We start from the raw sequence: 12,924 nt of genomic DNA on the forward strand, positions 1-12,924 counted from the left end.
TCTCGTAGCGGTTCCACACCGGGGCCGGACGAAGCAAAGGAACGAAATCATGAACACCAAGCCGGTCCGCATCTACGCCGCCGCTCTCACCGCCTCCGCCGCCGCTGTCGCCCTGTTCGTCACGGGCTGCAGCGACGACTCGAGCAGCTCTCCTGCCGCTCCCTCGGCCAAGCCGGCTACCTCGGCGGCGCCGTCCGGCCCGGCAGCGGGCAAGTCGCTGGCCGCGGTGGACGGCAAGGCGCTCGACGGGAAGTTCGATACGACCTGCGCCAAGCAGGGCGGCACGCTGGCGCTCGCGCTCAGCGACACCAACAACGCGACCTACGGCACCCTCAGCGTCAGCGCCTCCATCTCCGGCACCGACACCGTGGAAGCGGTCGCGGTCGCGGGCAGCAAGGGCGGCGCGAACGGCCTGCCCTACGCGCTCGGCTTCGGCAACGGCATGCCGGGCGGCTCGGCCAAGCTCGTGAAGGACGGCAACACCTACAAGATCACCGGTGAAGGCGTCGGCGCCCCCGATCTGACCAACCCGCTGGCGGGCCCTACGACGTCGAAATTCGACATCACCTTCGCCTGCTCGTCCGTCATCGGCGGCTGACCCTCCGCCCGCACCTCGAATCCGCTCACGCCCTGCACATCCGCAGCCGCCCCGTCATCGCGAACACCGTCATCCCGACGCCGTCCGGATCCTGCGCTCGACCTCGGCAGCACCGGGATGACGGGTTTCGCTCCGAGGGGTGATGGGGCTGCCGGGGCGTGAGCGGACCGACGAATTCGCTCCACACCTGGCCAACCCTCAAAGGAACATCATGAAAACCGTCGCTCGCTCCCTCGCCGCCGCATTCGGCGTCTTCTCCTTCGGCTTCTATCTCTGGCACGGCCTCACCTGGTCCCCCTCCAGTGAATTCGACAGTGACGTGCTCGCCTGGGTCGGTCCCCAGATGGCGCTGCCGATCATCGCGCTCACCGTTGTCCCCCTCGTTTTCGCATTCACCGGCGAAGGCATCGTCGAGGCGTTCACCGGGGGCAACAGCTCGGCATTCCGCAACGGACTGGTCGGCATCGGGACAGTCAAGTCGTTCAGCCAGACCGGGCTGAGCGTCAACGATCAGCCGCAGGTGCGCATCGCGTTCAGCGTCGAGGGCGTCGACGGCAAGATCTTCGATTCTTCGGCGAAGATGATCGTCCCGCTCACCGAGCTCGCCCTTCTACAGCCCGGTGTCGTGCTCCCGGTTCGCTACCTGCCCGGTCGGACCGACAGGGTCGAGGTGGATCGCTCGGGCGACACATCGGCTGCACAACAGGCTATGAACGAGTCCATGATCCGGAAGGGCTTCACCACCAAGGGCAAACTCGATATCGCCGCTCGGGGCCTAACTGCCCAGGCGGTAGTGCAGTCACTGTCCGTTCCCGGCGAAATCCGCAACGGTCACTCCAAGATCGAGCTCGGCCTCGTGGTAACCCGACCCGACGGAACGACCTTCGCCACCCGAGTCGAGAAGTTCCTGCCCCCGGCCAGTGTTGCGCAAGTCCAGGTCGGCCGCATCCTGCAGGTCCACTACCTGCCGGAGAACGAACAAGAGGTCGTGATCGCCCTGCAAGTCAATGCTTAGCCCCCACCACGAATGTCGCTTTCGCTCCGCTCGGAGTACGAGAGCGACATTCGTTTTTGGTGTGTGGACCTGAGGGTTACCTAATTGGTCATTCGTTCATCTGATTGTTTCCTGTGACTAGCCTGGGACGCTTATCGTGCGCGCGTCAGACCAATCCAGGAGTCGCCGTGAAACCCCTCGCTCTGTTCGTGAAGCACGACGGCCAGTCGTCGCGCGCTTCCGTGACCTGTGAATACAAATGCGCGAACGCGTGCTTCCACGAGGTGCCCAACACCTCCGGCGGTGAGTACTTCGGTGACATCATCAGCTCGCTGAACCGTCGTGGGCTGATCAAGGGCGGCGCCGCTGCGGTGCTCGCGGTCGGTGCGGGCAGCGTGCTCGCGGCCTGTGGCGACGACGACGCTTCCGCCGGTACGGTCACCCCCACCAATACGGCCGCGGGCCCGGCGGGCACCGGCACCAACTTCACCGCCGTCGCGCCGAACAAGGAAGACGCGATCGTGATCCCCGAGGGTTACGAGCAGTCCGTCGTGATCCGGTGGGGTGACCCGCTTTTCGCGGACGCCCCGGCCTTCGATTTCGAGAAGCAGACGCCCGCCGCACAGGCAAAGCAGTTCGGTTACAACAATGACTTCGCCGCGCTGCTGCCGATCGAGGGCCAGGCCAACAGCTACCTACTCGTGGTCAACCACGAGTACACGACCGGTCCGCACATGTTCCGTGGCTACAACAAGGACGCGCCGACCGGCGAGCAGATCGCGATCACGATGGCCGCGCACGGTCTCACCGTCGTCGAGGTCAAGGGCGAGGCGGGCACCGGCAAGCTGACCCCGGCCTTCGGCAAATACAACCGCCGCATCACCGCGACCACCGAGTTCAAGCTGACCGGTCCGGCCGCGGGCAGCGGGTTCGTCACGACCACCGCCGACCCGACCGGCACCAAGGTACTCGGCACTTTCGCCAACTGCGCGGGTGGCGTGACCCCTTGGGGCACCGTGCTTTCCGGCGAGGAGAACTTCAACGGCTACTTCGCCAATGGTGACAAGGTGTCCGAATCCACGGACAAGCCGCGGATCAAGCGGTACGGCTTCACCAAGGGCGGGACCCCCAACCAGTGGGAGCGTGCCGACAAGCGCTTCGACCTGGCACAGGAACCGAACGAGGCCAATCGTTTCGGCTACGTCGTCGAGGTGGATCCGTGGGATCCCACGTCCACCCCGATCAAGCACAGCGCCATGGGCCGCCTCAAGCATGAGGGCGCCACCATCTACGTCACGAAGAACGGTGACGTCGTCTCCTACACCGGTGACGACGAAAAGTTCGACTACATGTACAAATTCGTGTCGTCGCGCAAGATCCAGTCGGGCACCGGCCAGGCGAGTATGCGGCACAACATGACCATCCTGGACGCGGGCACGCTGTACGTCGCCAAGCTGACCGGCAACCACGCGGACAAGATCGACGGCAACGGCGCGGTGCCATCGGACAAGGGCTTCACCGGTACCGGCCAGTGGATTCCGCTGCTGGAGACCGGCGCTGACGGTAAGGGCAAGTCGCTGGTCGAGGGCATGAGCGCGGCCGAGGTCGCGGTGTTCACCCGGCTCGCCGCCGACAAGGTCGGCGCCACCAAGATGGACCGCCCGGAGGACTTCGAGGCGAACCCGTACACCGGCAAGGTGTATGTCGCGCTGACCAACAACGACAACCGGGGCAAGGAAGGCAAGCAGGGGCCCGACGAGGCCAACCCGCGCAACCTGAACAAGAACGGTCAGATCCTCGAGATCGAGGACGAGCACACCGGGACCGGGTTCACCTGGTCGCTGTTGCTGGTCTGCGGTGACCCCGCCGCCGCGGACACCTACTTCGCCGGTTTCGACAAGGCGAAGGTCAGCCCGATCTCGTGCCCGGACAACCTCGCATTCGACCCGTACGGAAACCTGTGGATCTCCACCGACGGCAACGCGCTGAAGTCGAACGACGGCCTGTTCTCCGTGGTGCTCGATGGCGCGAATCGCGGTGAGACCAAGCAGTTCCTTTCGGTTCCCCGTGGCGCCGAGACCTGCGGTCCGATCGTCACCGAATCGCGAGTTATGGTGTGCGTGCAGCACCCGGGCGAGGCCGACGACGCCACTCCGGAGAACCCGTTGTCGCACTGGCCCGATGGCGGCGACAAGCAGCCGCGACCCTCGGTCGCGGTGGTATGGAAGAAGGACGGTGGACGGATCGGCGCCTAGCCGAACGACCCCCGCAACACACGAAACCGCTACTCGACCTGCAGGGAGTAGCGGTTTCGTGCTGTTCAGCCGCTGCCGAGCAGGCCCACGCTGTTCGCGTAGCGCGCGAAATCTCCTTGGGCGCCGCTGTATACGTTCACATCGGTACCGCCCGCGATGCCGGGAACGTTGCCTCTGTCGGTGGTCTGCCAAAACGTCCAGGTCGGCCAGCCGCCCGGCACCTCGGGTTGGTCGTTGCCACGGTAATCGGCGATCCAGAGCGGATAGTGGGCGAACTCGTTGGTGTTCGCCATCGCCGTCTTCCAGAAGTTCGGATAGGTGTAGATGATCGGGGTCCGGCCGGTCAGTACCTGGACCGTATCCAGGTAGCGGTGCGTCCAGTTGATCAGCTCCGCCGGGTCGAGCCCGCCCGCATTCTCCATATCCAGCACGGGCGGCAGATCCAGTGGCCCGTTCTGGCCGAGCACTGTCGCCACGTACAGCGCGGCCTGTGGCTCGGGCGGCAGGCCCGGCTGTGCATAGTGGTAGGTCCCGCGTGCGACGCCCGCCGCGCGCATCAGCAGGCTGTCCTGCACGAAGTACGGGTTGATGTAGTTCAGGCCCTCGGTGGCCTTCACCATCGCGAAGTCGTGACCGGAGCGCCGGACCGCGAACCAGTCGATGAACCGGCCATCGACATGTTGCCAGGACGAGACGTCCGGCCCGCGCGGCGCGGCAGCAGCAGTACCAGGCATGGTTGCGGTGAGGATGCCGCCCACAGCGATCGCGGACAACGCAAGAGCGTGAGTCGATCTCCAACGAGTGCTATCCATGCTGTTCGACGATAGCCACTCGCCAACGATGTGACCAGTGTTGCAGTTGAGGCATTTGCGCAATGTTTACCGACCGTGGTGCTGACCCGTCGGATCACCCGAGCCAGTCGAGCACCGAGGCCGCGGTCCAGGACTGCTGCATGCTGCCGAGCGGTTCACCCGTGAACGGCTCGTAGTACTCGGCGAAGCTGCCGTCGCTGGCTTGGCGCAGACCCTCGGCGCGGAGCATGAACGAGCGCTCCGCCCAGCCGCGGCGCGCGAAGACCCAGGAGAACAGCCAGCTCATCACCGGCCAGACCGGGCCGCGCCAATACTCGCGCGAGCGGAAGTCCTTCGATACCGGCGACGTCGACGGCGGCAGCGCGTAGCGCAGGTCCGGGTGGCCGCAGAAGCGCGGACCCTCGAATAGGCGCAGCAGACTGCGTTCGGCGTCGCGGGGCAGGCCACCGCACAGCAGCGGCGCGAACATCGACAGCGTCTCGGTGCCGATCGGGCGTTGCAGCCGGACATCGAAATCTCGTGCCGCACCCGTGCGCGCGTCGGTGGTCGCGACCACGCCCGCGCGGAACCGTTCGGCCCAGGCGTACAGGTCGCGCACATCGGCGTTGGGCTGTTTGTACTCCTCTCCGATATTGGCGAGCACCTCGCAGGCGAGCGCGAAGATCGCGGTGACGAACACGTCTTCCACCGCGAAGCTCATCGTCGATGCCAGCTGGTAGTCGTCGTATCCGGCCCGGCGCATCTGCTCGACCAGCCAGAGATAGCGGTCGTATTCGCGGTCGCTCGGCCGCTGCGACCGGTCGGCGACCACCAGGACGTCTTCCCGTCGATACGGCGGCAGATCGCCGACGACCACATTCTGGTAGGCCCGGTCCCAGCGTGGCGAATTGTCCATCCCGGATTCCCAGCCGTGGTAGAGGGTGATCCGGCCGGTCTCCTTGGGGTCCCGGGCGTGCGCCATCCAGCGATGCCAGCGCACCAGATCCGGCCACCGGCGGTTGAGGAATTCCTCGGCCACCGCCCTGGTGCTGCGACCGTGCCTGCGCGAATGATCGAGGATGCGCTGCACCGCGATGGCGTGCACCGGCGGCTGGGTGATCCCGGAGGTGTCCGGGCCGTCCGGCGCGTTGGCGGCCAGCTTCCGGCATTCCCAGCGGGCCGGGCCGGGAAAGTATCCGTCGACGCCGTTGGCGAAGACGATGTGCGGGATCATCCCGTTCTTCCACTGCGCCGAGAGCAGCGTGTCCAGCTCGATGACCGCGCGCTCGACGCTCAACGGGGCAAGGCCGACCGCGACAAACGCGGCGTCCCAGCTCCACATGTGCGGGTACAGCCGGGGCGCGGCGCTGGTCATGGTGCCCAGATCATTGCCCCGCAGCAGATAGGCGGCACGGGCCGCGAGCTGTGTTGGGGTGAACCCAGGGTGTGCCATCCCCCTATTCTGCGATGACACCCGCAGGTACGCCCGCTCGGCGGTGTCCGGCGTTGCGTTGGACACACTGCCGCTGGCGACTGCTTGCAGGTCGGTCGAAACGGCACCGCTGGCGACTGCTTGCAGGTCGGTCGAAACGGCACCGCTGGCGACTGCTTGCAGGTCGGTCGAAACGGCACCGCTGGCGACTGCTTGCAGGTCGGTCGAAACCGCACCGCTGGCGACTGCTTGCAGGTCGCTCGAAACGGCACCCTGCCGCCCGCAGGTGGCCGACTCGTATTCGGTGGATCGCACCCGTGCCCCGTCCGTGGAGATTGTTGTACTGACGTATGCATGCATCGCAACGTGTGCGGGCAGTGCTACGGGTTCCCGGCGAGTTGTCCGAAACTACTACGGTGAGCCCCATGACTTCCGTCGTGACCAGCACTCCGAAGCCGACCGCGCTGATCACCGGCGCCAGCCGCGGGCTCGGCGCCGCCATCGCGCGCGAGCTCGCGCCGACCCATGATCTACTGCTCGGCGCCCGCTCGGCCTTGGCACTGCACGACATACTGGCCGAACTTCCCAGCGCTACCGGGTGGCCCGTCGAATTGACCGACTATCCCGCGGTGGCCCTGGCGGTCGCGCCGATCCGGCGGCTGGATGTGTTGGTGCACAACGCCGGTGTCGCGGATCTCGGCACCATCGCCGAATCCTCGGTGCAGCAGTGGCGACATACTTTGGACGCCAACGTGATTGCCGTCGCCGAGCTGACCAGGCTGCTGCTCCCCGCATTGCGCGCGGGCAACGGCCATGTGGTGCTGATCAATTCGGGCGCCGGGCTGCGCGCGAACCCGGGCTGGGCGTCGTATGCGGCGAGCAAGTTCGCGCTGCGTGCCTTCGGTGACGCATTGCGCCTCGAGGAACCCGCGCTGCGCGTGACCTCGATCCACCCCGGCCGGATCGATACCGACATGCAGCGCGAGATCATCGCGGGGGAGGGGCGCGAGTATCAGCCCGAGGAATTCCTCACCCCCGAGACCGTCGCGGGCACGGTGCGCAATGCCATCGATACCCCGCGCGACGGGCATCCGACGGAGATCGTGCTGCGGCCCTACTGAGTCCTCGGCCCGCTGCGTGCGGGCGGTACCGAGTGGGCGACTCAGTGTGCACGGTCGCGGACACTGCCGGTTGATTTTCGTGTGCGTGGAATTCAGCTCCAGGATGGTTTCGGTCGGTACAGTGCCGACGGTTTGCAGCATTCATCGGAATGCGTTGCGGCCGTTGGTCGACTCGGGACAGATCCAGCTGGCCAACCACACCTGGGACCATGCGGATCTGACCAAACTGCCCGGCTCGGCGGTCGCGGCCCAGCTGAATCAGGCAAAGGACTACCTGCGCAACAACTTCGGTGTGGACGGCACGCCGTACTTCCGGCCGCCCTTCGGCAGGCACAACGGCACGGTGGACCGAGTGGCCGCCGACCTCGGATACCCGGTGCCGACCATGTGGTACGGCTCGCTGTCGGACTCCGGCGTAATCACCGAGGACTATCTGATCGAGTGCGCCCGTAAGTACTTCAACCCGCAGACCATCGTCATCGGTCATGCCAACGCACCAGCGGTCACGCACTGCTACGGGCAGCTGGTCGACATCATCAAGGAGCGCAACCTCTCGTTGGTCACGCTGAACGACGTCCTGTCCCCGCCGCGCTGACCCGACCTCCCGCGCCGCCGGGAAAAGCATTCGCCGGCGGCGTGGGAGGCGGGGTCAAGCGACGATGTTCACCAGACGACCTGGCACCACAATCAGCTTGCGCGGAGCGTTGCCGCCCAGCAGTGCGGAGATCTTCTCGTCGGCGAGCGCGGCCGCCTCGATCGCCGCGTTCGCGAACTTCCCAGCGCCACAGCGTGGCCCGTCGAATTGACTGCGCGCGAACCCGGGCTGGGCGTCCTACGCCGCGAGCAAGTTCGCGCTGCGCGCCTTCGGTGATGCATTACGGCTCGAGGAGCCAGCACTGCGCGTGGCCTCGATCCACCCCGGCCGGATCGATACCGACATGCAGCGCGAGATAATCGCCGGTGAGGGTCGCGAGTACCGGCCCGAGGAATTCCTCACCCCGGAGACCGTCGCCGCGACGGTGCGCAATGCCATCGACACCCGCGCGATGGGCACCCGACTGAAATAGTGCCGCGGCCCCACGGGTAGGCGCCGGCACAGGATAGGGCGGGTCGCTGCACATTGGTAGCAATGGGACAATAGATTTCTGCATTCATCGGGATTCTCTTGGTCGGTAGTGGGGGTTTGGGATGAATTCATCCGATTCCCATTCCAGTGGGCTTCGCAAGCGCGCGCCGACGATGAATTCGGGGCGAATCCCGCCAGGAAAGGCTATTTCCTCTTGCTGCGTAGTATGGATATGTTGGTAAACTCGCTCAGATGCCATCGCGCCGAGGTCTACTCCGCCCGGTACATCGATCGTATAAATGTATGTTCTCCGGAATCCACTCTGGTTGAGTAAAGCCTCACGGCGCGTCGTGGCCACAAACCCTGAGTTGGGGTCCCCCGACTCGTGATTCAACAATGAAGATGCTGTGCCACGCGTTTGGAACCCCTCTCGAAATATTACTTCCGGTGGACGGTTGTCGGCGCGGTACAGCAGGTTGTTATCAGTTCGCCACAGCGCAGGTTGGCGGAAGCCGCGGGTGGTGACGTCGACGTCACGGTGGAACGCCGCGAGAAAGGGGTCTGCCGGCCGAGTGCGCGACGTGGTTGGCCTAGTGATCCGAGATGCAATTTTGTCGTTTGTGTGCGAAATGGTTTGGCTGCCATCCGTCAGAGATCGGTGGGTGCCCCGATAGTACTGGCAGGCGGACGACGTAATTTTCCCGGTTCCGTCAATGAGGCGCTCCATGACTTCGGTGAGCTTGCGGGCAGCAGAATTCAACATTCTGCTCATAGTTGCGATTTCATCGGTCCGCACACGACGACCACGATAGCGACGTCCCCGTCCGGAAACCTCCCGGCAATGGCATTATGTCGGGTTTGCAGCCGATCATGTCGGGTTTGATACGTATGCGTCAGCTCTCGGACGATGTCCTGCTCCCGCCGCGCAGCCGAATGTATTCGGCTGCCGCACCTCGGTCCGAGCATCGCAATCGACACCCGACTGCGCGTCCGGCCTTCCCGCGCCGCCCGCAACCGAATTCCGGCGCGGCGCGGGAGCCGGAGGTCAAGCGACGATGTTCACCAGACGACCTGGCACCACAATCAGCTTGCGCGGAGCGTTGCCGCCCAGCAGTGCGGAGATCTTCTCGTCGGCGAGCGCGGCCGCCTCGATCGCCGCGTTGTCGGCGTCGGCGGGCACCTGAATTCGGCTGCGCACCTTGCCGTTCACCTGGATCGGGTACTCGATCGACTCGTCGACGAGCAGCGCGGGATCAGCAACCGGGAACGGGCCATGGGCCAGCGACTGGGTGTGGCCGAGGCGTTCCCACAGTTCTTCGGCGATATGCGGGGCCATCGGCGCCAGCATCAGCACCACCGGCTCCACCACCGAACGTGGCGCGCCATCGGGGTAGGTCTTGGTGAGGTGGTTGGTCAGCTCGATGAGCTTGGCCCCTGCCGTGTTGTCACGCAGCGCGGCCAGATCCTCGTCGACACCGGCGATCGTCTTGTGCAGCAGGCGCAGCGTCTCATCGGTGGGCGCGGCGTCGGTGACCCGCAGGCCGCCGGTCTCCTCGTCCACCACCAGGCGCCACACGCGCTGCAGGAAGCGGTGTGCACCGACGACATCCTTGGTCGCCCACGGTCGGGAGGTGTCCAGCGGACCCATCGACATCTCGTAGAAGCGGAAGGTGTCGGCGCCGTACAGATCGCACATCTCATCGGGAGAGATGGCGTTCTTCAACGACTTTCCGATCTTGCCGTACTCCTGGAACACCGCGATCTCGGTGCCGGTCTGGTCGGTCCAGAAGAACTTGCCGTCGCGCTCCACGATTTCGGCGGCGGGCACGTACGCGCCGCGCTCGTCGGTGTAGGCGTGGGCCTGGATGTAGCCCTGGTTGAACAGCCGCCGGTACGGCTCGTAACCGGACACATCGCCGAGGTCGAACAGCACCTTCTGCCAGAACCGCGCGTACAGCAGATGCAGCACCGCGTGCTCGACGCCGCCGACATACAGGTCGACGCCGCCCGGATCGTCCACACCATGCTCGCCGGTGCGCGGACCCAGCCAGTACTTCTCGTTCTCCTCGGCGCAGAACGCCTCGGTGTTGGTCGGGTCGGCGTAGCGCAGCTGGTACCACGAGCTGCCTGCCCAGTTCGGCATGACATTGGTGTCGCGCCGATACATCTTGGGTCCGTCGCCCAGATCCAGTTCGACATTGACCCAGTCGGCGGCCTTGGCCAGCGGCGGGGACGGTTCGGAGCTCGCGTCGTCGGGATCGAAGGTGACCGGCGCGAAGTCGTCGAGTTCGGGAAGCCGCACGGGCAGCATGGATTCCGGCAGCGCATGCGGTGCGCCGTCCGCGTCGTAGACGATCGGGAACGGCTCGCCCCAGTACCGCTGCCGAGCGAACAGCCAGTCGCGCAGCTTGTAGTGGATGGTGCCCGCGCCGTGGCCGTCGGTCTCCAGCTTGGCGATGATGGTGGCCTTGGCATCCTCGACCGACAGACCGTCGAGGTAATCGGAGTTGACCAGGTCACCCTCGCCGGTGTGCGCCGCCGCGGTGACGTCGCCGCCCGCGATGACCTCGACGATCGGCAGGCCGAGCGCCGTGGCGAAATCCCAGTCCCGCTGGTCGTGGCCGGGGACCGCCATGATCGCGCCGGTGCCGTAGGCGCTCAGCACATAGTCGGCGATGAAGACCGGCACCTGTGCGCCGTTGGCCGGGTTGGTGGCATAGGTGCCGAGGAAGACGCCGGTCTTTTCCTTGTTCTCCTGGCGCTCCAGATCCGACTTGGCCGCGATCGACTTGCGGTAGGCCGCGACGGCTTCCGCGGGGGTGGCGGCGTTCTCATTGGTCCAGCGCGGATCGGTGCCCTCGGGCCAGGTTGCCGCGGTCAGTTTGTCGACCAGTTCGTGTTCGGGAGCCAGCACCACATACGTTGCGCCGAACAGGGTGTCGGGCCGGGTGGTGAAGACCTCGATCTGTTCGCCCGCCGCGTCGAACTTCACCTGCGCGCCGCGGGATCGACCGATCCAGTTGCGCTGCATGGACTTCACGTTGTCCGGCCAGTCCAGCCGATCGAGATCGTCGACCAGCCGGTCGGCGTAGGCGGTGATGCGCATCATCCACTGCCACAGACGCTTACGGAATACCGGGAAGTTGCCGCGCTCACTGCGCCCCTCGGCGGTGACCTCCTCGTTGGACAGCACCGTGCCGAGTCCCGGGCACCAATTGACCATCGATTCGGTCTGGTATACCAGACGATAGGAGTCCAGCAGCGCCGCACGTTCGGTCGCGCTCAGCGCGTCCCAGGCGCGGCCGTCCGTGGTCGGCCGTGCGCCGGAAGCGAATTGGCCCTCCAGCTCCGAGATCGGGCGGGCCCGGTCCGCTTCCAGGTCGTACCAGGCGTTGTAGATGCGCAGGAAAATCCACTGGGTCCAGCGGTAGTACTCCGGATCGGTGGTCGCGAAGGAGCGCCGCCGGTCGTGCCCGAGCCCGAGCCGGTCCAGCTGCCGCTGCATGGTGGCGATGTTCGACTCGGTCGTCACCCGCGGATGGGCGCCGGTCTGCACCGCGTACTGCTCGGCGGGCAGGCCGAACGCGTCATAGCCGAGCGCGTGCAGCACGTTGCGTCCGCGCATCCGGTGGTAGCGCGCGAAGACGTCGGTGGCGATGTAGCCGAGTGGATGCCCGACGTGCAGGCCCGCGCCGGAGGGGTACGGGAACATGTCCTGGACGAAGAGTTTGTCCGCCGGGGTTTCACCCGCGAGCGGACCCACCGGGTTCGGCGCGTGGAAGGTTCCGCGCTCCGCCCAGACCCGCTGCCACCGGTCCTCGATACGCACGGCGAGGCCAGCGTTGTACCTGTGCTCCGGTACATCGCTTTCGGTTGCACGAGTGTCCTGCACGGTCCTGCCTTCTTGTTTCGCCGATCCCCGATATAACTACGTCTATCAGGGTAGAACGTCCGGGTCGCAGGACCGAAAATCGGGCCGGGCAGGAATTTCCCCCGGCGTCGATACGGACGTATCGGATAACACACGCGAGGCCTCGCCCGAGGCCTTGTTGCTCTTGTGCCGCACCGGTTTCCAGACATTCCCACCGGTCGGCATCGGCTCGGCGCACCCGGCGAACTCGGGTGGTTGCTGTGTTCGCCGACACGGCGGCGACAATGTGGAATGCGCTTGTCCGGGGTGGTGCCGAGTCGCGTGCTGGCCGGTTGCGGGGGTCCGGCCCGCCGCGGTGCGTCGGGAGTGCGATAGCCTTTCCGAGTGTTCGTCGTCGCTCTAGTCCTGTTCGTGTTGGCCATGGTCGCCATCGCAACCGGCGTGCTCGGACTGACCGGCAAGCTCCCGCGCAATCGCTTCGTCGGGGTGCATACCGAGGCCGCTCTCCACGACGAAGAGACATTCCGCATCGCGAACCGTGTCGCCGCCCCTACCTCGGTAGCGGCAGGCGCCCTGCTGTTCGCCGGTGGTCTCGTCGCCATGGCCGCAGGCACCGTCCCCGCGCTCATTGTGGCCGCGGGCACCGCCGTCGTGGCCCTTTTCACCCTCGGTGCGGGCGCCAACGCGGCCGCACAGGCGGTCGCCGAGCTGGTTCCGGTCGAGGAAGCCGGCGGCTGCGGCCAGTCCTGCGGCGCCTGCTCGCTGCGCGACGCCTGCCTGCCCGCAGGCTGAGTTC

Annotated in this window: 9 protein-coding genes and 2 pseudogenes; 7 read left to right on the forward strand and 4 right to left on the reverse strand. The window is 66.0% G+C overall.

Features of this window, described 5'->3' with window-relative positions:
- Positions 1 to 49: 49 nt before the first annotated feature.
- From ACFQZZ_RS03865 to ACFQZZ_RS03875, 3 genes are all read left to right on the forward strand, one after another.
- Positions 50 to 598, forward strand: a complete 549-nt coding sequence (locus ACFQZZ_RS03865) for a lipoprotein LpqH (RefSeq protein ID WP_378673921.1) — start codon at positions 50 to 52, stop codon at positions 596 to 598.
- A 211-nt stretch (positions 599 to 809) separates the two neighbouring features.
- Positions 810 to 1,613, forward strand: coding sequence for a hypothetical protein (locus ACFQZZ_RS03870; protein WP_378673924.1), 804 nt, complete (start codon positions 810 to 812; stop codon positions 1,611 to 1,613).
- 167 nt (positions 1,614 to 1,780) lie between these two features.
- Positions 1,781 to 3,847 (forward strand): PhoX family protein, encoded by a 2,067-nt coding sequence (locus tag ACFQZZ_RS03875; protein WP_378673926.1) that lies wholly within the window; start codon positions 1,781 to 1,783, stop codon positions 3,845 to 3,847.
- Positions 3,848 to 3,912: 65 nt separating this feature from the next.
- Here ACFQZZ_RS03875 and ACFQZZ_RS03880 read toward each other — a convergent pair whose 3' ends face one another.
- Both ACFQZZ_RS03880 and ACFQZZ_RS03885 read right to left on the reverse strand, forming a co-directional pair.
- On the reverse strand, positions 3,913 to 4,659 hold the full coding sequence (locus ACFQZZ_RS03880) for a glycoside hydrolase family 25 protein (protein WP_378673929.1): 747 nt from the start codon (positions 4,657 to 4,659) through the stop codon (positions 3,913 to 3,915).
- 94 nt (positions 4,660 to 4,753) lie between these two features.
- Entirely contained in the window at positions 4,754 to 6,091 is a 1,338-nt protein-coding gene (locus ACFQZZ_RS03885; RefSeq protein WP_378674093.1) for a glycogen debranching protein, read from the reverse strand.
- Between the two features lie 404 nt (positions 6,092 to 6,495).
- On the opposite strand from ACFQZZ_RS03885, the gene ACFQZZ_RS03890 reads away from it, so the two are divergent.
- The 3 genes and pseudogenes from ACFQZZ_RS03890 to ACFQZZ_RS03900 all read left to right on the forward strand — a co-directional run.
- Positions 6,496 to 7,191 (forward strand): SDR family oxidoreductase, encoded by a 696-nt coding sequence (locus tag ACFQZZ_RS03890; RefSeq protein WP_378673932.1) that lies wholly within the window; start codon positions 6,496 to 6,498, stop codon positions 7,189 to 7,191.
- 142 nt (positions 7,192 to 7,333) lie between these two features.
- A pseudogene (locus tag ACFQZZ_RS03895) lies at positions 7,334 to 7,786 on the forward strand (polysaccharide deacetylase family protein); the annotation flags it as partial.
- A 211-nt stretch (positions 7,787 to 7,997) separates the two neighbouring features.
- A pseudogene (locus ACFQZZ_RS03900) lies at positions 7,998 to 8,278 on the forward strand (SDR family NAD(P)-dependent oxidoreductase); the annotation flags it as partial.
- A gap of 64 nt (positions 8,279 to 8,342) precedes the next feature.
- Here the strand turns inward: ACFQZZ_RS03900 and ACFQZZ_RS03905 are convergent.
- A complete protein-coding gene (locus tag ACFQZZ_RS03905) occupies positions 8,343 to 9,020 on the reverse strand; it encodes a hypothetical protein (protein WP_378673935.1) in 678 nt (225 codons plus the stop codon).
- A gap of 282 nt (positions 9,021 to 9,302) precedes the next feature.
- Positions 9,303 to 12,149, reverse strand: coding sequence for a leucine--tRNA ligase (gene leuS / locus ACFQZZ_RS03910; RefSeq protein ID WP_378673938.1), 2,847 nt, complete (start codon positions 12,147 to 12,149; stop codon positions 9,303 to 9,305).
- A 363-nt stretch (positions 12,150 to 12,512) separates the two neighbouring features.
- Between leuS and ACFQZZ_RS03915 the strand changes: the two genes are divergently transcribed.
- Positions 12,513 to 12,920 carry an SdpI family protein gene (locus ACFQZZ_RS03915; RefSeq protein WP_378673941.1) on the forward strand — a complete coding sequence of 136 codons (408 nt, stop codon included), beginning with the start codon at positions 12,513 to 12,515 and terminating at the stop codon, positions 12,918 to 12,920.
- The last annotated feature ends 4 nt before the right edge of the window (positions 12,921 to 12,924 follow it).

The organism is Nocardia sp. GCM10030253 (assembly GCF_042675075.1).
Taxonomy (GTDB): Bacteria; Actinomycetota; Actinomycetes; order Mycobacteriales; family Mycobacteriaceae; genus Nocardia.

Coding starts and splice junctions, on each gene's coding strand:
- ACFQZZ_RS03890 (WP_378673932.1), top strand. CDS start 6,496: ATGACTTCCGTCGTGACCAGCACTCCGAAGCCGACCGCGCTGATCACC.
- ACFQZZ_RS03880 (WP_378673929.1), bottom strand. CDS start 4,659: ATGGATAGCACTCGTTGGAGATCGACTCACGCTCTTGCGTTGTCCGCG.
- ACFQZZ_RS03870 (WP_378673924.1), top strand. CDS start 810: ATGAAAACCGTCGCTCGCTCCCTCGCCGCCGCATTCGGCGTCTTCTCC.
- ACFQZZ_RS03865 (WP_378673921.1), top strand. CDS start 50: ATGAACACCAAGCCGGTCCGCATCTACGCCGCCGCTCTCACCGCCTCC.
- ACFQZZ_RS03905 (WP_378673935.1), bottom strand. CDS start 9,020: ATGTTGAATTCTGCTGCCCGCAAGCTCACCGAAGTCATGGAGCGCCTC.
- ACFQZZ_RS03885 (WP_378674093.1), bottom strand. CDS start 6,091: ATGGCACACCCTGGGTTCACCCCAACACAGCTCGCGGCCCGTGCCGCC.